The 21,024-nt window shown below is 65.7% G+C and carries 23 protein-coding genes and 1 tRNA gene; 11 read left to right on the top strand and 13 right to left on the bottom strand.

The genetic code is table 11. The features are described from left to right. Positions 1 to 60 precede the first annotated feature (60 nt). The 5 genes from AC1VV3_RS06425 to AC1VV3_RS06445 all read left to right on the top strand — a co-directional run bounded on the left by AC1VV3_RS06425 (position 61) and on the right by AC1VV3_RS06445 (position 4,063). Positions 61 to 774, top strand: a complete 714-nt coding sequence (locus AC1VV3_RS06425; RefSeq protein ID WP_482962057.1) for a DUF2213 domain-containing protein — start codon at positions 61 to 63, stop codon at positions 772 to 774. Positions 775 to 777: 3 nt separating this feature from the next. Further along, positions 778 to 1,044, top strand: a complete 267-nt coding sequence (locus AC1VV3_RS06430) for a hypothetical protein (protein ID WP_482962058.1) — start codon at positions 778 to 780, stop codon at positions 1,042 to 1,044. 36 nt (positions 1,045 to 1,080) lie between these two features. Next, entirely contained in the window at positions 1,081 to 1,710 is a 630-nt protein-coding gene (locus AC1VV3_RS06435) for a hypothetical protein (protein ID WP_482962059.1), read from the top strand. A gap of 144 nt (positions 1,711 to 1,854) precedes the next feature. Continuing rightward, positions 1,855 to 2,142 carry a hypothetical protein gene (locus AC1VV3_RS06440; RefSeq protein ID WP_482962060.1) on the top strand — a complete coding sequence of 96 codons (288 nt, stop codon included), beginning with the start codon at positions 1,855 to 1,857 and terminating at the stop codon, positions 2,140 to 2,142. Continuing rightward, positions 2,135 to 4,063 carry a hypothetical protein gene (locus AC1VV3_RS06445; RefSeq protein ID WP_482962061.1) on the top strand — a complete coding sequence of 643 codons (1,929 nt, stop codon included), beginning with the start codon at positions 2,135 to 2,137 and terminating at the stop codon, positions 4,061 to 4,063. Before AC1VV3_RS06440 ends, AC1VV3_RS06445 begins: the two co-directional genes overlap by 8 nt. A 333-nt stretch (positions 4,064 to 4,396) precedes the next feature. On the opposite strand, the gene AC1VV3_RS06450 is transcribed toward AC1VV3_RS06445, so the two are convergent. The 6 genes from AC1VV3_RS06450 to AC1VV3_RS06475 form a co-directional block, all read right to left on the bottom strand. Beyond that, positions 4,397 to 4,921, bottom strand: a complete 525-nt coding sequence (locus AC1VV3_RS06450) for an HK97 gp10 family phage protein (RefSeq protein WP_482962062.1) — start codon at positions 4,919 to 4,921, stop codon at positions 4,397 to 4,399. A gap of 52 nt (positions 4,922 to 4,973) precedes the next feature. Continuing rightward, complete coding sequence (locus tag AC1VV3_RS06455; protein WP_482962063.1) at positions 4,974 to 5,273, bottom strand: hypothetical protein; 300 nt, start codon at positions 5,271 to 5,273, stop codon at positions 4,974 to 4,976. 219 nt (positions 5,274 to 5,492) lie between these two features. Next, positions 5,493 to 5,568 (bottom strand) — tRNA-Lys (locus tag AC1VV3_RS06460). Between the two features lie 40 nt (positions 5,569 to 5,608). After that, positions 5,609 to 6,118 (bottom strand): 2-amino-4-hydroxy-6-hydroxymethyldihydropteridine diphosphokinase, encoded by a 510-nt coding sequence (gene folK / locus AC1VV3_RS06465; protein ID WP_132263898.1) that lies wholly within the window; start codon positions 6,116 to 6,118, stop codon positions 5,609 to 5,611. Positions 6,119 to 6,159: 41 nt separating this feature from the next. Further along, positions 6,160 to 7,023, bottom strand: a complete 864-nt coding sequence (gene aguB / locus AC1VV3_RS06470) for an N-carbamoylputrescine amidase (RefSeq protein WP_431566650.1) — start codon at positions 7,021 to 7,023, stop codon at positions 6,160 to 6,162. A 14-nt stretch (positions 7,024 to 7,037) separates the two neighbouring features. Continuing rightward, positions 7,038 to 7,898, bottom strand: coding sequence for a class I SAM-dependent methyltransferase (locus tag AC1VV3_RS06475; protein ID WP_314464620.1), 861 nt, complete (start codon positions 7,896 to 7,898; stop codon positions 7,038 to 7,040). 116 nt (positions 7,899 to 8,014) lie between these two features. Between AC1VV3_RS06475 and msrA the strand changes: the two genes are divergently transcribed. Both msrA and AC1VV3_RS06485 read left to right on the top strand, forming a co-directional pair. Next, positions 8,015 to 8,560, top strand: coding sequence for a peptide-methionine (S)-S-oxide reductase MsrA (gene msrA, locus AC1VV3_RS06480; RefSeq protein ID WP_132263904.1), 546 nt, complete (start codon positions 8,015 to 8,017; stop codon positions 8,558 to 8,560). A gap of 293 nt (positions 8,561 to 8,853) precedes the next feature. Continuing rightward, a complete protein-coding gene (locus AC1VV3_RS06485; protein WP_431566649.1) occupies positions 8,854 to 9,930 on the top strand; it encodes a choice-of-anchor A family protein in 1,077 nt (358 codons plus the stop codon). A 181-nt stretch (positions 9,931 to 10,111) separates the two neighbouring features. Here the strand turns inward: AC1VV3_RS06485 and AC1VV3_RS06490 are convergent, their stop codons facing one another. After that, a complete protein-coding gene (locus tag AC1VV3_RS06490) occupies positions 10,112 to 11,341 on the bottom strand; it encodes an RsmB/NOP family class I SAM-dependent RNA methyltransferase (protein ID WP_431566648.1) in 1,230 nt (409 codons plus the stop codon). A 54-nt stretch (positions 11,342 to 11,395) separates the two neighbouring features. Here AC1VV3_RS06490 and AC1VV3_RS06495 point away from each other — a divergent pair, with 54 nt between their 5' ends. Then, complete coding sequence (locus AC1VV3_RS06495; RefSeq protein WP_431566647.1) at positions 11,396 to 11,587, top strand: DUF1674 domain-containing protein; 192 nt, start codon at positions 11,396 to 11,398, stop codon at positions 11,585 to 11,587. A 21-nt stretch (positions 11,588 to 11,608) separates the two neighbouring features. On the opposite strand, the gene AC1VV3_RS06500 is transcribed toward AC1VV3_RS06495, so the two are convergent. Beyond that, a complete protein-coding gene (locus AC1VV3_RS06500) occupies positions 11,609 to 12,514 on the bottom strand; it encodes a LysR family transcriptional regulator (protein WP_132263911.1) in 906 nt (301 codons plus the stop codon). Positions 12,515 to 12,606: 92 nt separating this feature from the next. On the opposite strand from AC1VV3_RS06500, the gene AC1VV3_RS06505 reads away from it, so the two are divergent. Together AC1VV3_RS06505 and AC1VV3_RS06510 are read left to right on the top strand one after the other, a co-directional pair. Further along, entirely contained in the window at positions 12,607 to 13,011 is a 405-nt protein-coding gene (locus AC1VV3_RS06505) for a DoxX family protein (RefSeq protein ID WP_431566646.1), read from the top strand. A 28-nt stretch (positions 13,012 to 13,039) separates the two neighbouring features. Then, positions 13,040 to 13,828: a DODA-type extradiol aromatic ring-opening family dioxygenase gene (locus AC1VV3_RS06510; protein WP_431566645.1), complete on the top strand. Its 789-nt coding sequence runs from the start codon at positions 13,040 to 13,042 to the stop codon at positions 13,826 to 13,828. Positions 13,829 to 13,894: 66 nt separating this feature from the next. Here the strand turns inward: AC1VV3_RS06510 and AC1VV3_RS06515 are convergent, their stop codons facing one another. The 4 genes from AC1VV3_RS06515 to AC1VV3_RS06530 form a co-directional block, all read right to left on the bottom strand. After that, positions 13,895 to 14,878, bottom strand: a complete 984-nt coding sequence (locus AC1VV3_RS06515; RefSeq protein ID WP_132263917.1) for a GGDEF domain-containing protein — start codon at positions 14,876 to 14,878, stop codon at positions 13,895 to 13,897. 264 nt (positions 14,879 to 15,142) lie between these two features. Then, positions 15,143 to 15,661 (bottom strand): L,D-transpeptidase family protein, encoded by a 519-nt coding sequence (locus tag AC1VV3_RS06520; protein ID WP_431566644.1) that lies wholly within the window; start codon positions 15,659 to 15,661, stop codon positions 15,143 to 15,145. Then, a complete protein-coding gene (locus tag AC1VV3_RS06525; protein ID WP_132263920.1) occupies positions 15,642 to 16,931 on the bottom strand; it encodes an adenylosuccinate synthase in 1,290 nt (429 codons plus the stop codon). Before AC1VV3_RS06525 ends, AC1VV3_RS06520 begins: the two co-directional genes overlap by 20 nt. Positions 16,932 to 17,097: 166 nt before the next feature. Then, positions 17,098 to 18,249 carry an ATP phosphoribosyltransferase regulatory subunit gene (locus AC1VV3_RS06530; RefSeq protein WP_132263922.1) on the bottom strand — a complete coding sequence of 384 codons (1,152 nt, stop codon included), beginning with the start codon at positions 18,247 to 18,249 and terminating at the stop codon, positions 17,098 to 17,100. Positions 18,250 to 18,536: 287 nt separating this feature from the next. Here AC1VV3_RS06530 and AC1VV3_RS06535 point away from each other — a divergent pair, with 287 nt between their 5' ends. After that, the gene (locus AC1VV3_RS06535; RefSeq protein ID WP_431566643.1) at positions 18,537 to 19,295 is read left to right on the top strand and encodes an EF-hand domain-containing protein; all 759 of its coding nucleotides are present in this window, start codon (positions 18,537 to 18,539) and stop codon (positions 19,293 to 19,295) included. Between the two features lie 79 nt (positions 19,296 to 19,374). Here AC1VV3_RS06535 and serA read toward each other — a convergent pair whose 3' ends face one another. After that, positions 19,375 to 20,961 (bottom strand): phosphoglycerate dehydrogenase, encoded by a 1,587-nt coding sequence (gene serA, locus AC1VV3_RS06540; RefSeq protein WP_431566642.1) that lies wholly within the window; start codon positions 20,959 to 20,961, stop codon positions 19,375 to 19,377. Positions 20,962 to 21,024: the final 63 nt, after the last annotated feature.

The following is a 21,024-nucleotide window of genomic DNA, read 5'->3' on the forward strand; positions in this document are numbered from 1 at the left end:
TTCGCCCAGCCCAACACTCCTCCTGCACCCCGCGAAACGCCGGGAACAGGAGAAGATCAGATGCAGATGTCCTTTCAGGACCGCGCTCCCCTCGAAAAGGTGAAGCGCCTGGCCGACGGGCGGATCGCCGCTGTCGCTAAATTCGCGCGCACTGGCACCTACACCTACACCGGCGCCGAGGTCGGCCGCCCCGATCTCCAGACTGTCACCATCTATCGCCCCGAAGATGAGGTGTTCGCGCAAGACGCCATGGCTTCGTTTGCGCACCAGGCGATTACTCTCGGTCACCCTGCCGACGGCGTGTCGCCGCGCAACTGGTCGAAGGTATCGGTCGGCTTCACCGAGGGCCGCGTCGCCCGTGATGGCGCATTCGTCGAGATCCCGCTGATGCTGGCCGATGCGTCGGCGGTCCAAGCTTTCGATAGCGGCAGCGCCCGCGAACTGAGCGCCGGCTATCAGTGCGAGCTGACTTGGGGCGATGGCGTGGCACCGGACGGCACCCCCTACCATGCCACCCAACGGGCGATCCGAGGAAACCACATTGCCCTCGTACCGCAGGGCCGAGCCGGCAGCCAATGCCGAATTGGAGACAGCGCCATGCAGAACGATCCTGCCGCGAAGATGTACGATGCCTGGAAGGCAAACGATCCTAATGCGTGGCGCAAGCAACCGCAGGCGCAAGATTCGGCCGGCATGACCCTGGATCAACTCGCCGCCGGCGAAGCGAATGCATACGCCAGATCGCAAGCCGACCTGAACGCCTGGCGGCGCTGACCGGTGGCCAGCTTCAGCTACATCGGCGGTACCGTCTTGGCCGGATTGCTGGACGGCGCCTTGGCTGGCCAAATGGGCAAGCAGTCGATGCAGCTTCTGCGCCAGCAGATCGGCGACGCCCTCGCCGCCTATGACGCGGGAAAGCGCACTCCCGGCTGGCCCACTGCCATCGGCACGCTCCCGCCATTCGAGGGCAACTTTACGGTTCAAAGCCAGGTGCAGCGCCTTCGTGACGCCCACACCCAACTCGGAACGATGATTACCGCATAACTGGCCGCGCCTAGCGCCGCCACAGGAGAAGAACATATGGCCAAGCCACTGGACGAACGTATCGCGGCCGCAATGAGCGAGGATGCACGTATCGCCACCGTCGCCGAGCTGATCGCTGAGGTCGAGGAAGAAACCACCAAAGCGAAGCGCGAGCACGACAGGCTCGATCGCCTTTCGAAGTCTGCCACCGCCAAGGAGGCGGAAGCGGACGCGGCGGCAGATGAAGCCGCCAAGCTCTCCCGCAAGGTCATTCGGCTGAACGCCAAGCGGGAACAGCTAGACAAGCGCAAGGAAGAGATCGCCAACTCCGAGCGTCAGAAGAAGCTCCGCGCGGAATATGACGCCATTCGCAATTGTCGGGATGCTCTGGCCACCGAGCTCGCGGATCGTTGGCCCGCAATCACCGCAGAGATCGTATCGCTTCTCGAACGCCTCGAAGATAGCGACCGCGATTGCTATCGGATCAATCAGCAGCATGCCGGAGAGCGGCTAGTCTCTGCGGAAGCTATCGCGCGCGAGTGCTCGCCCCTCTTCCGAAACGGGGGGTGGCCGCTTACCAGACTCCTGGAAACGAGCATCCCATCACTTCGAAGTGACGGAGGGCATGACCTCGCCTGGCCGGTCGGCGCGCAGTTCGGCAGCACCATCGCCGTCCCTATTCCATGACTTTCACCGGGCCTCTCTCCTCCCGGTCGCCACGCCCCGCCGCTCGGGTGTTCTTCATCGCCCCCGACGTCCGGGGCGTGGCCTCTCCTCTCACCTGCCTAGCTGCTTACTGTCGGCAGCGCGCCTTACTGCCAGCCATCAGGAATGGCGCAGTTCTCCCAAAAACGCGGCAGCCGCTGTCTGATCACCGATCAGTCGGTCGACGATCGGGGCTCTGAGTTGCCACCCCTTCCCACCACTGATTGCCCCAAGCTTGCTGAGATCCAGAGGGTCGCGGCCGCCTATCCGCCGGATGCTCGATACACGCCCCGCTGGGAGCGCGAGGCCTACCTGACAGAACTGCAGCAAATCGCTTGGGCCGTCCGCTTTGAAAACGAACCAGTCAGCGCCGCTGCGCCGGCCATCACAAACAGGAAAATGATCGATGTCTGACCCGTTGGAACAGATCGCCGTCAAGGTCAGTGCCGACCTCAACGAACTCGAAAGCAAGATGGCCGGATCCGTTCGCGTCGTTGATGCGAACGTTCAGAAGATCGTCCAGTCCATAAATCGCGGCGAGAAGCAGATCGTGCAATCGTCAGCACGCTCTGGCCAAGCGATGGAAAGCACGGGCAGTAGCGCTCGCCTGCTTGGTCAGCAGTTTTCACAGATGGGTCAGCAGATAGCGGCGGGAACAAACCCGCTACAAGCATTCGCGATCCAGCTTCCCGACCTTGCGGTTGTGATGGGGCAGACGCAGCAGCAGGCAGGCAGTCTGGCAGCGTTCTTCGCTGGGCCGTGGGGGCTCGCGCTCACAACAGCCACATCGGTTGCCCTCGCCATGGCTGCGGGCATCATGGATGCGGATGAAAAGACGAAGCAAGCCGAGGCGACTCAGAGGGACTTCATCGATGTCCTTGGGGATTCGACCGCTAGCTACAAGGAGGTTTCGGCCGCCGCCCAGGCCTATGCCAAGCAGAACGAAGTTGTGCGCGCCACGACGATCAACATGCTCGGCGCGGAGGCAGCAGCTATCGCGAGCCGCCTCAAGCTCGCTATCGCCACGAGGCAGCTGCTGGCCGCGGAATTGGATCGCCGCAAGGGTGAAGTTTCAAATTCTTCGATCATGGCGCCGACGGGGTATCAGCAAGGCCTCATCGCGAGGGAAACCGCCGTGGGGAATGTGATCGCCGAAAACGAGAAGGTGATCCGCGACCTTCAGAACTCTGCCCAGACCGTGACAACGAAGATCGTTGACCGACTGGCGACCCTGAGGAGCGACCCAACTGCGAGGATCAGCGAGGGATTCGAGATCTTGCGGCAGCGCGCCCGAGCCAGCATCAAGGACGTCGATCAGCTAGCGAACCGCCTTGCCTCGCTTAATCGGCAGGAAGAACGAGCACTCGACAGGCAGAGGCAAGCAGGAGGCGCACCCGGCAGAGCCCGCGCTCCGAGGTCTGCCGCTAACACTGAGGCTATGCGAGCCGCTGCAGATGCCGATAAGGCGGTGCAGCGACTAGATGAGCAATACGCCAGAACCAAGGCCCAAATGCAGCTTGAGCAGCGTCTGGCGCAGCTTCGCAGTAGTGGCTCTGAGGCTGAATCTATACTGGCGGACAAGATGGAAGCCCGCGCACGCATCGAACAGCAGTTCCCAGAACTGGCACGTTCTACGCTGGAAGATGATCAGAAGCGTCTCCAAGTTCTTCTCGACATTGCTGACGCCACGATAGGTGAGGCATACGGGCGTAAGGCGATAAAGGACGCGGCGGACCTTCAGCTAAAAGTCGATAAAGAGAAAGCTGACCGCGATCAGCGAAACTTGGATGCGCAACGCGATCGACAGGAACAGCAGATCCGCACGCTCGGTAGCCTTTACGAGGATGCCTTCCGAGGTGGCACAAAAGCTATCTGGCAGGACTTCAAAGACATCGGGTTTCGTGTGGTGGCGCAAGTCCTGGCGCGCTTCACCATCGCGAAGTTGAGCGGCCAGAGCTTCGACTTCAAGAGCTCAATCGGATCTGCGATCAGCTCTGTCTTGCCTGGCTTCGCTACAGGCGGGTCTATCGCTATCGGTGGGCGGGGCGGAACCGACAACAATGTGCTTTCGCTCAATGGTCGGCCGGTTGCCCGGGTGTCGAACGGCGAAACCCTGCACGTCACGAACCCGAACCTCTCGCGCGGCGGTCAAGGCTCCACCATCATCAGCGCCCCCCGGTTCGACCTTTCGGGCGCCGTGATCACCGCGGAGCTTTACGCCGACATGCAGCGCATCTCGGATCAGAGCGCCGCGCGAGCCGGCGGGGCTGCCTATGCTCAGAGCCAGCGCTCGGCGCCGGCCACCCTCAACAAGTTCAACCAGCTCCAGGGGTAACCATGACTTCAAATCCATTCCCAATTCACGAAGTTGACCAAACCGTCGCGCGAGCAGGGGCTGATCTTGCGGCCGCAAAGGAGATGCTTGCGATCGCATTGGAGCGAGCTAGCGCCAACGACCCGGATCCCACTACCTGGACTGGCGCAGAGATGGCGCAGACTTTTCTCACCTCGGCATGGCTGGGGTCTATGACCACGTCCCGTCCGATGAGTAGAACCGACTTCGCAGAGCTCTTACGGTGTTATGCGGATATGGTCGATTCTGACTGGTGGCCGCAGTCCACGTGAACGGTCTATGTTTAACATAGACCGCTTTTTGAACGATAAATCCTCAAGTGCCAGAAAGCGCCCGCCGGGCCGCCTCTTCGAACAGGCGCAGTGCATCTTTCTCATTCTTCTGGGCAGCCGGACGCATGTAGGGGCGCTCCGGCAGGGTGATCACGTGAGGCTTGGTTTTGGGCAGGCGCGCTGCCGCGGGGCTGCTCTTGCTCACCGGCACGAACTCGCCGTCCTTGATGAAATAGGGTTGGCCGCCAGGATGGTTGATGGTGCCGCCAAGCTCTTGGATAGCCGCGTACTCCGCGTTAGCCACGACACGCGCCGTGAGGTCGTCGATACGTTCGACCTGGATGCTGTCCGCGAGGTGCCCGGACATGTTGTTCGGAGCGGTGCCAGGGGCGGAGGGAACATGCTGGTGCTTTCCTCCGCTGCTTCCGCCGGCTGAGCCGGTGGTGATGCTGATCTGAGCGTCGGACTGCACCAGACCGGCAATCGTGTAGACAGCCGCGCCCATCTGCTTCCTGAGATCGCCCGACAGCTTCCGCAGTTTGGCCTCAAGGCCTCCAGATCGCTTCACGCCCATGAGCGAAAGCTACGTGTGCGGTACCCGTCAACTCTACGGACCTATGTCACCGCTTCACGAGTGCTGCCACCATCCGCCCGCTTGCGAGCAACACAACCCCAGCAATGCAAGCCGCAAGGCCGGCGATATAGAGAAGCATCTGCCGCTGCTGCAGGGCGATATTCACCACGTCTTGGCTGGGCACTGAAGGCATGTAGGGGTTCGTGCTGATGATCGGATCCGTAGTGATGCTGGTGGGCATCAGCACGGCAAACAGCGCTGCGACCACCCCAGCGAGGATAAGAAGCATTCCAGAGATCAACAGGCCTTGGCCCGGATCAAAAAGCGGCTCAGTCTCCGTGGTCATCTTTCCCCCCCATTCGCTGCATCGCCAAAATAATCGGCGGCATTTCAATGACGCTACCGCGCGCCCGACGGGCGGCGCAACGCTAAATCTGCAAGGGAGGGTTAGAAATTGGCAGGCTGGCGCGCCGCCCTTACCGCCTACTTACTGCGGCGGAAAATCGTAATCATTGAGTCCGATTTCCCGCTGTCATCGTGGGGTAAAAACCGCATTTTTCTGCGGTGGTGAGCCCTGCTGGGTTCGAACCAGCGACCTACTGATTAAAAGTCAGTTGCTCTACCGACTGAGCTAAGGGCCCCCGTTGCCGGGCGCGGCCGGCGAAGCGGCTGCGGAAGGGGTCACCTAAGGGCAGGGCGAGGCTTGGTCAAGCGGGCATGAAGCTGATTAATGGTGAGACCCGTCAAAGGATCACGCCAGGGCCCCGCAATCCGCCGCGCCGGGCCGAGCACGAAATCGCGGCTGCGGAAGGCGGGGTGCGGCAGAATCAGGCTTTTCTCGCCCTCGCCGCCCGCCCAGGGGCCGCCGCTCCAGAGCACGAGGTCGAGGTCCAGCACCCGCGAACCCCAGGCCTGGCCCATGCGGCGGCGGCCGAACTTGTTTTCCAGCTTGTGCAGCTTGTGCAGCATCTCGTCGGGTTCGCGCTTGCTGCGCACCAGCGCGACGCCATTGGCATAGCGGCGGCGCGAGGGGCCGAGCGGCGCGCTCTCGATGATGGGCGAGGCAGCCAGCACCTCATACTTGCCGCTATCGAGCGCGGCCAGCGCCGCGGCGAGCACCTGACGGGGGCCGCCGTGGCGCGGATGGCGCATGTTCGAGCCGAGCGCGACGAGATACTGGTGCTTGGCCAAGGCCGATGTCCCCCGATGATGTCGTAACTGTCGAGGGTGTATCAGATATCCTGCGCAATGCGCGTGTAGAGTTGCGGGCGGCGATCGCGGAAGAAGCCCATGCCGGCACGGTGCTTTGCGGCGCGGGCAAGGTCGATCGTGGAGACCAGCACGCCGCTTTCCTCCTTGCCGAATTCCGCGACGTAATCGCCCCATTCGTCGGTGATGAACGAGTGGCCGTAGAAGGTCTGCTCGGTGCCGCATTCGGTTTCGACGCCGATGCGGTTGGCGGCGATCACCGGCATGCAGTTGGACACCGAGTGGCCGACCATCGCCCGGCGCCACATGCGGCTGGTGTCCAGCGTCGCGTCATAAGGCTCCGAGCCGATGGCGGTGGGATAGAACAGCAGTTCCGCGCCCATCAGCGCCATCACGCGCGCGCATTCGGGATACCACTGGTCCCAACAGACGCCGACGCCGACCTTGGTGCCGAGTACGTCCCACACCTTGAACCCGTCGTTGCCGGGGCGGAAGTAGTACTTTTCCTCGTAGCCGGGGCCGTCGGGAATGTGGCTTTTCCGGTAAGTGCCGATGATCTCGCCATCGGCGCCGATCATCGCCAACGTGTTGTAGTAGTGGTGGCCGTCGCGCTCGAAGTAGCTGGTGGGGATCACCACTTTCAGCTTCGCCGCCAGTGCCTTCATCGCGATCACCGAAGGATGCTCGGCGGTCGGGCGGGCGAGCGCGAAGAGTTCCTCTTCCTCGACCTTGCAGAAGTAGGGGCCGGAGAACAGCTCGGGCGGCAGCACGATTTGCGCGCCTCTGGCGGCGGCTTCCTCGACGAGCGCGGAGACGGCGGCGATATTCTCGCCCTCGTCCGCGGAATTGAGCGCGAGCTGAAGCGCGGCAACGGTGATTTCGGTCATGGAGGGGGCCTCTATCAGTCCCGCTTGCGGAACAGAAGGGTCATCCGGTCGCTCTCGCCGATGGCGAGGTACTTGTCGCGGTCCTTGTCCTTCAGCGCGAGCGAGGGCGGCAGGGTCCAGACGCCGTCCGGCCAGTTCGCGGTATCCTTGGGATTGGCGCTGATCTCGGACTGGGCGACGAGATCGAAGCCGTTGTCCTTCATGAAACGGATCACGTCCGCCTCGCGCAAGTAGCCCTTGGAACCATCGGCATAATCGGCCGGGGCGTCCGGGCGGGCGCGGTGCTGCTCGATGCCGATCAGGCCGCCGGGCTTGAGCAGGTCGCGCATGGCCGCGAATTCGCTGCCGGCGATGTTCCAGCGCAGCAGGTTGTGCATCATGCGCGGGACGACGATGACGTCGAATGTGCCCTTCTCGCCCTGGGGGATGGCGCCCAGGGTATAGGCGGCGAACTTGTCGGCCGGCATGCCGGTGAACTTGGCGACGTCAGCCGGGTAGTTCGCGGCGCCCTTGCGGATGCCCTCCCTGGTTTCGGGCTTGAAGGCCGGCGCGTCGGGGTTGAAGTAGAGGCCGACGAGGTGCCCCTGCTGGCCGAGGTAGAGCCCGAGCAGGCGCGAATACCACTCGCCGCCCGGTGCATATTCGCCCACTTTCATGGTCGGCGCGACGCGGAAGAAGCTCAGGGTCTCCACCGGGTGACGATACTTGTCGCGCGCGCGGTCTTCCTTGCGCGAAGGATTGGAGGCGGCCAGTTCGAGCAGCGCCTCGCAGCCCTTGCAGGATTCCGCCTCGGTGGTTTCGTCGGCAGCGGTGGCGGCGCCGGGCATGGCGATGACGCCGAGAAGGGACGAAAGGGCGATGAGGGCGCGGCGCATGCGATTCTCCCGTGGAAGCTGGTCAGTCCTGAACCTAGTTTCCGACGCCCCAATGACAAGCCGTCCCAGTGTACCTATCTAGCGACAAATTCCCCCTCATGAGGACATTCAAGACAATGGAAACGGCAATCGTTGCAGGCGGGTGCTTCTGGTGCACCGAAGCGGTGTTCCGCGACGTCATCGGCGTGGACTCCGTGGAAAGCGGTTATATCGGCGGCACCGTGGCCAACCCGACCTACAAGCAGGTCTGCGGCGGCGACACCGGCCATGCCGAGGCGATCAAGGTGAACTACGACCCTTCCGTGCTGTCCTATGGCGACCTGCTCGACGTGTTCATGGGCACCCATGACCCGACGCAGCTCAACCGCCAGGGCAACGACGTGGGCACGCAGTACCGTTCGGCGATCTTCCCGCTCGACGATGCCCAGGCCGCCGAGGCCGAGGCCGCGCTCGCCCGTTCAAACCAGGACAACGCCGGCAAGGTCGTCACCACGATCGAGGGCTTTGCCGAGGGCAGGCAGAACGAGGCGTGGTATCCCGCAGAGGACTACCACCAGGAATACTGGGACGGCGAAGGCCAGCGGAATCCCTATTGCCTCGCGATCATCCCGCCCAAGCTGATGAAGCTGCGCAAGAGCTTCCAGAACAAGGTCAAGGGCTGAAGCGCCTGCTCTTCGGGGCTTCGGACTGTGTGGCGACGGACGTGGCGGAAGCCATCCCGTCCTTCGTCATTGCGAGGGTAGCGAAGCAATCCAGGGGCAGTTCCGTGCCGCTCTGGATTGCTTCGTCGGCTTCGCCTCCTCGCAATGACGAACTGGGTGGCTCTACCCACTTCGCGTAAGGCATTCGCTTTCGCCGTGTCTCACCATGAGACACGGCGAAACGAACCATATCCAAACCTTCCCGGACAAGTACTTAGCTCGCCTATCGATCCGTTCCATTGGCGAGTCCCATCATGTCCCGTCTCCGCAAGCTGTCGCTTTCCGTCGCTGTTGCCGCCGTCGCCTTCGCGGCCAGCCCCGTGCTCGCATCCTCGGGCATGATCGCCGGGATCGACGTGCTGAAGACCTGGAACCTGGTGGTGCTGGGCGACCTCACCTCGTCCTCCGAAGTCGAGGGCCGCACGTTCGTCGGCGGCAATCTCGAAGGCAATGCCTCGAACTACCAGATCACCGCCCTCCCCGCCTCCAGCACCGGAACGCCGGGGCTGACCGTGGTGGGCGACGTCAATGGCGGCTACAAGAACCTCAACAACGGTTCGGGCGCGATCGTCGGCGGCAACGTCAACAGCGGCCTCAACCTCAACGGCGCGGCGCAGACGGTGCTGGTGGGCGGCACGATCAGCAACACCAACGTCAACAACAACACCGTCACTTCGGGCCTGGCTTCCAGCGATCCGCAGTTCGCCCAGAACCTCACGCAGCAGAAGAGCCTCATCGGCACCTCGATGGAGGGCCTGAGCCATTCGATGAGCACCGAGACGGCCAACAGCCAGCTCTCGATCAGCGGCAACACCGGCACTTTCAATGCCCAGCCGGGTGCGGGCGGCGTGGCCGTGTTCAACATCTCCGCCGCCGACCTCGACAAGATCGGCGAGATCAAGTTCAACCTGAACGGCGCGGACACCGCGATCGTCAACGTCTCGGGCACCTCGATCAAGCTGGACGACAACTTCCTCGGCGGTACCGCCAACCTGGGCGAGCACGTCGTCTGGAACTTCTACGAGGCGGAAGACCTCGCGCTCACCACCGCCTGGGGCGGCTCGGTGCTGGCGCCGGGCGCCAATGCCACCACGTCGAACTACATCCAGGGTTCGGCCGTGTTCGGCAATCTCGTCCAGAACGGGGAGATGCACGTCGGCACTTATACCGGCGGCTACACGCCGGGCGATCCGGGCAGCTCGACCAGCTCGGGTGGCGGCAGCAGCTCGGGCGGCAGCACCGATGTGCCGGAGCCGGGCATGATCGGCCTCTTCGCGCTGGGCCTCGGTGCGCTGGTGTTCTGGCGTCGTCGGCGCGCCGTCGCGGCCTGAGAAGCAGGGGCCATCGCCCCTGCACCCCAATAATGTCGAGGTCAGGCACCACGTATTCGTCGTGCGCCCATGACCGCGTCGGTAGGCTCAATGGCTGCGCCGCCAGGAGCGCTCGATAGCCAGGCAGCGCGCCACGCCGACATTTCCAGGGGTCTGGGGGATCAGCCCCCAGAACTTCCCCTTACTTCTGCCACCTTCCGATAAAGAACCCGTCCAGCCCGCCGACATCGGCCAGCATCCCCGGATCGGTCCGCACCCAGCCCTCGGCCGTGGGCGCAAGCCCTTCCGGCAGTTCCGATGCCGTGACCGGAACCGGCGTCAGCGAGACCTTGTCCGCCTGTTCCTCGCCCTCTTCCGGTTCCATCGAGCAGACCGCATAGACCAGCCGCCCGCCCGGCTTGAGCCAGCCCGCGGCGCGTTCCAGCATCTTTTCCTGGATCGCGGTCATGTCCTCGATCTGGCGCCCGGCGATGCGGTGGAGCACGTCGGGATGGCGGCGGGCCGTGCCGGTGGCGGTGCAAGGGGCGTCGAGCAGGATCGCGTCGAACTTTTCCTCCGGCTCCCAGGTCAGGACATCGGCCTGCACCACTTCGGCCTCCAGGCCGATGCGCTTGAGGTTGTCGCGCAGGCGTTCGAGGCGGCGCTTGGAATTGTCGATCGCGGTGACCTGCCAGCCCGCCGCCGCCAGTTGCAGCGTCTTGCCGCCCGGCGCGGCGCAGAGATCGAGCGCCTTGCGCCCCTCACCCGCGCCGAGCAGCCGTGCGGGCAGGCTGGCGGCAAGGTCCTGCACCCACCAGGCGCCGTCGCGGAAGCCTTCGAGATGCTCGACCGCGGTGCCGCGTGCCAGGCGAACATGGCCGGCCATCAGGGAAGTGCCACCAAGGCGCTCGGCCCATTCGGCGGTCTGCTCGGGATAGCGCAGCGCCAGATCGAGCGGCGGCGGCTCCGCCAGACCGGCAGCAATCGCCTCGGCGCGCACGCCCCAGCGCCCGGCCACGTCCTCGGGCAGGGTCGGCACGTCGGGAAGCGTGACGCCGTTCTTGGTCAGGGTGGAGAACACGCCATGCGCCAGCCGGCGCGGGCCGCCCATCAGCAGCGGCAGGCCGGTGGCGATCACCGCGTGAGCGGGCGTTTCCAGCCGCAGGACTTGCGCCAGCATGATCTGCAGCACCGCGCGCGCCTTGGCATCGGGAGCGAGCGGCAGACGCGTGGCGCTGTCGATCAGTTCGTCGAGGTCGGTGCGCCAGCGCAGCACTTCGCCGGCAATGGCACGGGCGAGCGCCCGGTCGGCATCGCCGCCGACACGGGCCAGCGCGGAGCCGCCCGCCTGGTCGAGCGTTTCGCCCCGCCGCAGTACGGCATCGATAAGGTTGAGCGCGGCACGGCGCGCCGGAAGGCCGGGAATGTCCATCGCCTGCCCCTATAGCGGATTGCGTTTTGACGCTACCTCCACCACATGGGCTGAATGACACAGCGCGCCACCCAACGTCCCGAAGGCTTCACCAAGCCCACTCACTGGACGAACGACCCCGCGCCCCAGCCCTCCCCGCCGGCCGCAGAAACGGCAGGGGCCGCGCAGGACGAGCAGGACCCCGACGGGATTTCGCCCACCCGCTACGGCGACTGGGTGCGCAACGGCATCGCCATCGACTTCTGATTCCCCGCTACCGGCGACGGACTACCAGTCCCGCGCCATCGGCGGCAGGCGCTCGACCAGGAAGTCGATCCAGGCCCTCGTCTTCGCCGCTGGCCGCCGGGTGCGGTGCGTGACGGCGTGGACCGCGCCGAGGTCGAGCAGTTCGGCGCCCAGGTCCAGTTCCACCAGCCTCCCTGCGGCTATGGCACGGTCCACGAAGAAGCGCGGGCCGTAGACGAGTCCCATGCCCGCCTCCGCCGCCTGGGCCAGAACCTGCCCGTTGTTGGCGTGCAGACTGCCGCGCACCGCGACCGCGCGGCTGCCGTCGCGGCCGAAGCCCCAGCGCGTGGCGCCGGTCTCGTTGCCCAGGGTGTAGCCGAGGCACTCGTGCCCTGCGAGATCCTCGACGGACTGCGGCCTGCCGTGCCGTGCGAGGTAGGCGGGCGCGGCGCAGATCGCCATGCGCACCGGCGCCAGCTTGCGCGCCACCAGGTTGCTGTCCGCCAGTCGGCCGATGCGCACGGCAACGTCCCAGCGCTCTTCGAGCAGGTCCACCACCCGGTCGTTGAGGCCAAGCTCGACCGTGACGGCCGGGTAGAGCGCGTGAAATTCGGTGACGAGGCGCGCCAGGTAGGCGCTGCCGAAAGCCGCCGGGCCGGAGACGCGCAGCAGGCCCTCCACTGCGGCGGACTGGGCCATCGCCTCGGCATCGGCATCCTCCAGTTCGGCCAGGACGCGCTCCGCCTTGTCGAGATAGGCCGCGCCCACTTCGGTCAGCGCCAGCCGCCGCGTCGTGCGGTTCACCAAGGTCGCGCCCAGGCGCTGCTCCAGCGCATTGAGGTGCTTGGCCGCCATCGCCGGCGACATCGAAAGGTCTCGCGCCGCCGCCGAGAGGCCGCCGAGCCGGATCGCCTTCACGAAGACCTCGATGCCTTTCAGCCGGTCCATTCAACACCCCTGGTAGAAAGTCATTCAACGCATGGCATGATTATCACCAAAGGGGCGAAGGTCTAGAGGAGTCTTCGAAAGGAAGCCCCCCCATGACATCTACCCCTTCCAGCAGCCCCTACGGCGCGTTCATCCTGCGCGTCGCGCTCGGCGTGCTGTTCCTGGCGCACTTCTCGCTCAAGATGTTCGTCTTCACCCCGGCCGGCGCGGCCGGCTTCTTCGGCAGCCTCGGCCTGCCGCCGGCGCTTGCCTATGTGACCATGGCGGCGGAACTGCTCGGCGGCCTGGCGCTGATCCTGGGCATCTACGCCCGCGCCGTGGCGCTGGCCTTGATCCCGCTGGTGCTCGGCACCATCGTCATGGTGCATGGAGCCAACGGCTTCTTCTTCGATGGCAAGGGCGGCGGCTGGGAATATCCCGCCTTCTGGTCCATTGCCCTCCTCGTCCTGGCCCTGATCGGCGACGGCGCCCACGCGCTCGTGCCGACCCGGCGCTGAGGCTTCCGCTCTGAAAGGAACGCGATCCATGACCCGCCAACCCACCTTCTTCATCCCTCACGGCGGCGGCCCCTGCTTCTTCATGCCCGACCCGCAGGGCAACTGGGCCTCCATGGCCGCGTTCCTGCAAGGCCTTCCTGCGCGCCTGCCGGAGGCGCCCAAGGCGATCCTGGTCGTCTCGGGACATTGGGAAACCGAGGGCTTCGCCTTCACCGGCGGCGAGCAGCCGCCGCTGCTGTTCGACTACTACGGCTTCCCCCAGCACACCTACGAACTGCGCTTCGACGCCCCAGGATCGCCTGCCCTGGCCGCCCGCGCCAGCCAGCTCCTGCGCGAGGCCGGCTTCGCGGCCGCCCCGGACCCGCAGCGCGGCTATGACCACGGGGTGTTCGTGCCGCTCAAGGTGGCCTGGCCCGAGGCCGACGTGCCCGTCGTCGAGATGTCGCTCGACCGCTCGCTCGACCCGGCCCTGCATCTTGCCGCCGGACGCGCGCTCGCCCCGCTGCGCGATGAAGGCGTGCTGATCCTGGGATCGGGCATGAGCTTCCACAACATGCGCGGCTACGGCAATCCAGCCTCCACCGAGCCCTCCCAGACCTTCGACCAATGGTTGACCCGGGCCGCCGGATCCGGCGCCGAAAACCGCGCCGAAGCGCTGTCGCACTGGGCCGAAGCACCCGGCGGGCGCTTCTCCCACCCGCGCGAGGAACACCTCCTGCCGCTGATGGTCGCCGCTGGCGCCGCCGAAGGTGCGGGCGAGAAGGTCTATTCGGACCTCGTGCTCAAGACCGCGATCTCGGCGTTCCGGTTCGACTGAGACAAGGGAAGTCGCAGGGGTCCGGGGGCATTCCCAGCGTCCGGGCCCCGGATCCTCATGTTTTCCTCAATGCAGCAATTCGCAGCGGTTCCGCCCGCCGCGCTTGGCGGCATAGAGCGGGCCGTCCGCCGCGGCGAGCCAGTCCTCGACGCTGCCGATCGCCTCGCTCAGGGGCGCGATGCCGAAACTGGCGGTGACGCGGATGCTCATGCCGCCGGGCAGCGGAATGTCGTGCTCCGCCAAAGTCTCGCGGAACCGTTCCACCGCCGCAAGCGCTTCGCCGGGGCCGGTTTCCGGAAGGAGCACGGCGAACTCCTCGCCGCCCAGCCTGCCGAGAAAGTCGACGGGGCGCGTGGAGCCGACCACCGTGGCCGCCATTTCCCGCAGCACCGCATCGCCCGCCGGATGGCCGTGCGTGTCGTTGACCTGCTTGAAGTGGTCGAGATCGATCAGCACCAGGCAGCAGGGCCGCCCATAGCGGCGGAAGCGCGCGATCTCCTGCTTCGCCTTGTCCACGAAGCCGCGGCGCGTGAGCGCGCCGGTCAGCTGGTCGCGCTCGGCGATGCGGCGCAATTCCAGCTCGTTCATGACGATGCGCGCGAAGTTGCCGAGGATGGCGACTTCCGCCTCGTTGAAATCGCGCACTTTGTCGTCGATCGCGCAGAGCACGCCGATATTGTAGCCTTCCGGCGTCAGGAGCGGGATGCCCGCGTAGCTGCGCACGCCGGGGTCGGTGGCGACGAAGGGATTGTTGGCGAACCGCGCATCGAGCCTGGCGTCGGAAATCAGGAACGGCGCAGTCTGCTGGATCGCATGGGTGCAGAACGAGACATTGCGCGGCGTCTCGGCCACATCCAGCCCACTGCGCGCCTTGAACCACTGCCGATCCGCATCGACCAGGGTGACGGCCGCCATCGGCACGCCCAGCACGGCCCGCACCAGCGAGACGACATGTTCGAACGCTTCTTCCGGTTCGGTGTCCAGCACGTCGAGATTGCGCAGCGCCGCGAGGCGGCCCTGCTCGTCGTTGAGGATGGTTTGGGGGAGCATAGAGGCGTTCCGACCGCGCCATGGCCGCAAGGACCCTGGCGATGTTGATCCACTGACCGAAAACCGGCGGTTCGACCTGCCGGCACCCGATCTCGAAAGGGCGCTTGAGCCACGCGCAAGGCATTCGTGCCGATTCCCGGCGGCGGCTCCCTATCCACGTAGACATCCCTAGAGCAGGATTGAATTCCTAAAAACGCCCGTCGTCGTCCGTGGAATGCAATCTACATCAATTTTCGGGAGCGGGCGGCAGGTGTGATCGCAATATCAGGGGTTTATCTCGATCGGCGTGCCATCGGGCACCGTTTCGTAGAGCGCCTCGATCTCCGGGTTGGAGACGGCAATGCAGCCGTCCGTCCAGTCGCCGCGCACGCGGCCGGTCTCCAGGTCGTTGGGCTGGCCGTGGATCATGATCATTCCCCCCGCCGAACGGCCGCGAGCCTGGGCATAGGCCCGGTCCCCGGCACTGGGGTAGGAGATGTGGAGCGAGAGGTGATAGGCGCTTTGCGGATTGCCCCAGTCGATCTCGTAGCGACCTTCGGGGGTGCGCTCGTCGCCTTCGAAGCGCTTGGGGCCGATGGGCGCCTCGCCGAGCTGGATGTGCTCGATCACATGGACGAGCCGGTCGCCGGACCAGAGCTCCATGGTCCGCGCCGCCTTGCGCACGCGGATCAGGTCGATTTGGGGGAGCTGGAGAGCAGGCTCGGCTTCCGCAGCGCCCAGCAAAAGCAGGAGCGGCGCGAGTCTGAACCCGCGCCGCACCGCATCAATCCAGGAAGGGATCACGCACGAGGATGGTGTCCTCGCGCTCGGGGCTGGTGGAGACCAGCGCCACCGGGGTTTCGATCAGTTCCTGCACGCGCTGGATGTACTTGATCGCCTGGGCGGGCAGATCGGCCCAGGAACGGGCGCCGGCGGTGGTGCCCTGCCAGCCGTCCATTTCCTCGTAGATCGGCTCGACATTGGCCTGGTCGGCCGCGTGGCTGGGGAAGTAGTCCAGCACTTTGCCGTTCAGGCGATAGCCGGTGCAGATCCGGACCTTCTCGAAGCCGTCCAGCACGTCGAGCTTGGTCAGCGCGATGCCGGTGACGCCGGAGATCGCGCAGGACTGGCGGGTGAGCACGGCGTCGAACCAGCCGCAGCGGCGCTTGCGGCCGGTGACGGTGCCGAATTCATGGCCGCGTTCGCCGAGGCGCTGGCCGGTCTCGTCCTCCAGCTCGGTCGGGAACGGGCCCGAGCCGACGCGGGTGGTATAGGCCTTGACGATGCCCAGCACGAAGCCGGTGGCCGAGGGGCCGAGGCCCGAACCCGAAGCCGCCGTGCCCGAAACCGTGTTCGAGCTGGTGACGAAGGGATAGGTGCCGTGATCGACGTCGAGGAGCACGCCCTGCGCGCCTTCGAACAGGATGCGGGCGCCGGCCTTGCGGACCTTGTTCAGGCGCTTCCACACCGGCTGCGCGAACTGAAGCACGAACGGCGCGATCTCGCGCAGTTCGTTGATCAGTGCCTCGCGATCGACCGGCGGCTGGTTGAAGCCGGCGCGCAGCGCGTCGTGATGCGCGCAAAGGCGGTCGAGCTGCGGCTCCAGGGCATCGAGGTGCGCAAGGTCGCAGACGCGGATGGCGCGGCGGCCGACCTTGTCCTCGTAAGCCGGGCCGATGCCGCGGCCGGTGGTGCCGATCTTGCCCGAACCGGCAGCGGTTTCGCGCAGGCCGTCGAGGTCGCGGTGAAGCGGCAGGATCAGCGGGCAATTGTCCGCGATCGCGAAGTTGTCCGGATTGATCTCCACGCCCTGGCCGCGAAGCTTCTCGACTTCGGACTTGAGGTGCCAGGGATCGAGCACCACGCCATTGCCGATGATCGACAGCGTGCCGGTGACGATGCCCGAGGGCAGCAGGCTGAGCTTGTAGACCTGCTCGCCCACGACGAGCGTATGGCCGGCATTGTGGCCGCCCTGGAAACGGACGACGGCGTCGGCGCGGCTTGCCAGCCAGTCGACGATCTTGCCCTTGCCCTCATCGCCCCACTGGGCGCCGATCACGGTTACGTTGGCCATGGATATACTCCTCCACCCTGCCACGGTGGATCCTATAACGCCCTTCGACAGGTCTCGGCGATATGGATTTTCATTGGGGCGGAAGCGCCCCGGCTTTTCGTCCGCGCCCTAGTGGCAAGGCGCATGGCTAGTCAAGGGCCGTGATCCCGGACCCGATCGGCCGATATCAGAGCGCGACAGCCTCTGCGCCGTCCAGCCGGTGCGAGCAGCCGAGCGCGACGGGATCGTCGCTTTCGGCCAGCGCCGCCACGGTGGTCCAGCCGATGGCACGTTGCTGCCCGGCCACGCGCGGGTCGTGGCCCAGCGGCAGGAACAGCTTGCGCTGCGCCTGCGGCTCGGCAGCCAGCAGGTCCACCAGCGGATCGGGATAGAGCGAGAAGCCGGTCGCCGCTTCCGGGTGATGCCCGGTCTGGCCGAGGATCCGGTAAGTGCCGCCCCGGCCGAGGCTGCCGGAGATGCCCTCGGCATAGATCGTGAAGCCGAACCACGACTGATATTCGAAGCCGTGCCGCTCCGAAGGGTCGAGCGTGATGCGGGCCTTGTCGCCCACGCGTGCGGCGATCTCGCGCAGGCCGGCGATGCGGCTGGCGAGCGCCCCGGCACTGCCGACGACGCCGGCTTCACCCGGCGTGTCGAAGGCGGCAAGACGCTCGATCGCGCTGGCGAAAGGACCGACCGCGTAGAGCAGCGGCAGATAAGCCTCGCCGCCCACGTCGACGAGGCCGCCGGCATCCTTGGCGTCGAGCATCTGGCGCACCGCGCCGATCCGCGCTTCCGGCAGCGGCAGCGCTTCTGCGGAAAGGGTGTCGACGATATCGGGCAGCGTGAAGTCCACCGAGATCCCGGTGGCCCCGGCCGCGCGCAGCGCTTCGATCGCCAGTTCCACAACTTCCCCGGCGGCCGCGACCGAATCGGTGCCGATCAGCTCGGCGCCGAGCTGGAGATGCTCGCGGCGCGGATCGAGGCCGTCGCCCTTGATGGTGCAGACTTGTCCCGAATAGGACAGCCGCAGCGGGCGCGGCGCTTCCGCCAGCCCCGTGGCGGCAATGCGGGCGATCTGCGCGGTCATGTCCGAACGCAGCGCCAGCATCCGCATCGACACCGAATCGACGAAGCGGAACATGCGCCGCACCTGCACGCCGGCCATGCGGCTGGCGAGCGCCTTTTCGAATTCGATCAGCGGCGTTTCGACACGCTCGTAGCCATGGCCCTGGAGCACGTCATGCGCCATTCGGCGCACTTGCTGGGAGGCCCAGGCCTGCTGCGGAAGACGGTCGCCCAGTCCTTCGGGCAAGAGATCGCGGTCGTTGTCCTGCATGATGGTGGCGCCCTTAGCGGGGTGGGCGGGAAATGTCGAATGACACCTGCCCCCTGCGATGCATCTGTCGTCAGAAAGCGAAAGCCTGCGACAATTTGCGTGAAATTTCCTGTCAACAAACGCCGGCCATGACGCTATCCCGCCGGCATCGTCTGGCGGGACGACACATCCAGTCACAGCCCATCCCTGCATGGGCCGGACCGCCAGGCATGCGCCCTGCTCGCCAACGAGCCCGGCTGTCCTGCCCGCTGCGTCCTGCCCTGCCCTGCGAACAACGGTCGAGGTCCATGCGCAAGATTTCCCTGCTTCTCCTTCCCCTGCTGCTCATCCAGACACCTGCCCATGCCCAGATGGGAGGCGGCGACGACATGGGGGGAATGGGCGGAATGGGTGGAGGCGGCGGAATGGGCGGCGGCGGTGGTCCGGGGGGCGCCCCTCCCGGGGGATCCGGCGGCGGCGGAAAGCCCCGCGCCCCGAAGCCGATCTCCCGCACGCACTATGACAAGATCGTCACCGCCATGTTCCGCGAGGCCGATACCAACCATGATGGACTGGCCACGCTGGAGGAATTCCACGCCCTGGTGAACGCCCGGCGCGACGCCGCGATCAGGGGCCGCTTCGCCAAAGTCGATGCCAATGGCGACGGCACGATCTCGATGGCGGAGTTCACCGCCTGGCAGCAGCAGATGGGCTCGCTCGCCACTGACGAACGCGGCGCGGTGGGCGATCGCGCCGGCCAGGTCCTGGAAGTGATCGCCCCCGACCTGGGCTCCGGCAGGGACGATGAAGATGCCCTGCTCGGCAACCTGATCGAGCCGATCTCCGGCACGCTGATCGCCAGGGCCAACACGAATTACGACGCGGGCGTCTCGCTGGAGGAACTCCTGGCTTACGAAGGCGCGAAGTTCGAGGCCGCCGATACGGACAAGGACGGCTATCTCTCGATGCAGGAACTGCGCCCCAGGGGCAGCGGCCGCGATGGCCCGGGCGGCATGGGGCCGCGCGGCGGAATGCCGCCGATGGGCCCGCCCCCGTCAGGCCAGTAAAGCACCCGGGACACAGAAAAGGGGCCGACATCCGAAGATGCCGGCCCCTTTTTGCGTCAAGAGCCTTGAACGTGAACGATCAGGCGAACTTGAGCGCCTTGACCGTCTTCACGCCCGGAAGCGCGGTGGCGGCCTTCAGCACGTCTTCCGACACGGCGCTGTCGACCGAGAGCAGCAGCACCGCTTCGCCGCCGGCATCGCGGCGACCGAGGTTGAAGGTGCCGATGTTGATGGCGTTCTCGCCCAGCAGGGTGCCGATGCGGCCGATGAAGCCCGGCGCGTCCTCGTTGACGATGTACATCATGTCACCGGCGAGTTCCGCCTCGACCTTGATGCCGAACAGTTCGACCAGGCGCGGCTCGACATTGTTGAACAGCGTGCCGGCCACCGAACGCTCGCCCGCTTCGGTCTTCACCGAGACGCGCACCAGCGTGTGGTAGTCGCCTTCGCGCTCGGTCTTCACTTCGCGCACTTCAAGGCCGCGCTCCTTGGCGAGGAACGGCGCATTGACCATGTTCACGGTGTCCGACTGGACGCGCATGAAACCGGCCAGCACGGCGGCAGTGATCGGCTTCTGGTTCAGTTCGGCAGCGGCGCCCTCGACGTGGATCGAGATGCGGGGAACCGAGTCGCGGGTCAGCTGGCCGACCATCGAACCCAGCATTTCAGCCAGCTTCATGTAAGGCTTCAGCTTCGGCGCTTCCTCGGCCGAGAGCGAAGGCATGTTGAGCGCGTTGGTGACGCCGCCGTTGACCAGGAAGTCGGCCAGTTGCTCGGCGACCTGAAGCGCCACGTTGACCTGCGCTTCGGTGGTCGAGGCACCGAGGTGCGGGGTGCAGATGAAGTTCGGCGTGCCGAACAGCGGCGAGTCCTTGGCGGGCTCGGTCTGGAACACGTCGAGCGCGGCACCGGCGACGTGGCCGTTGTCGAGCATGGTCTTCAGCGCGGCTTCATCGATCAGGCCGCCGCGGGCGCAGTTGACGATGCGCACGCCCTTCTTGGTCTTGGCCAGGTTCTCGGCCGAGAGGATGTTGCGGGTCTGGTCGGTCAGCGGCGTGTGCAGCGTGATGAAGTCCGCCCGTTCGAGCAGGGTGTCGAGATCGACCTTCTCCACGCCCATTTCCACGGCGCGTTCCGGCGTCAGGAACGGATCGAAAGCGACGACCTTCATCTTCAGGCCCAGCGCGCGGCTGGCGACGATCGAGCCGATGTTGCCCGCGCCGATCAGGCCGAGCGTCTTGCCGGTGACTTCAACGCCCATGAAGCCGTTCTTCGGCCACAGTCCCTGCTGGGTCTGGGCATTGGCTTCGGGGATCTGGCGGGCCAGCGCGAAGATCATGGCGATGGCGTGTTCGGCAGTGGTGATCGAGTTGCCGAACGGCGTGTTCATCACCACGACGCCCTGGGCCGAAGCGGCCGGGATATCGACGTTGTCCACGCCGATACCGGCGCGGCCGATCACCTTCAGGTTCTTCGCGGCGGCGAGGATTTCCTTGGTGACCTTGGTCGACGAGCGGATGGCGAGGCCGTCATAGTCGCCGATGCGGGCGATCAGCTGTTCGGGGGTCTCGCCGGTGATGACGTCTACGTCGCAGCCGCGGATCTCGAAGATACGGGCGGCATTGGGGTCCATCTTGTCCGAAATGAGGACGCGGGGCTTGGTCATGGAATTATTCCTTCACTCGTCATCCCGGACCTGATCCGGGATCGGTGGAAGTCTTGGCGGAGC

It is taken from the genome of Novosphingobium sp. BL-S-34 (assembly GCF_056857015.1).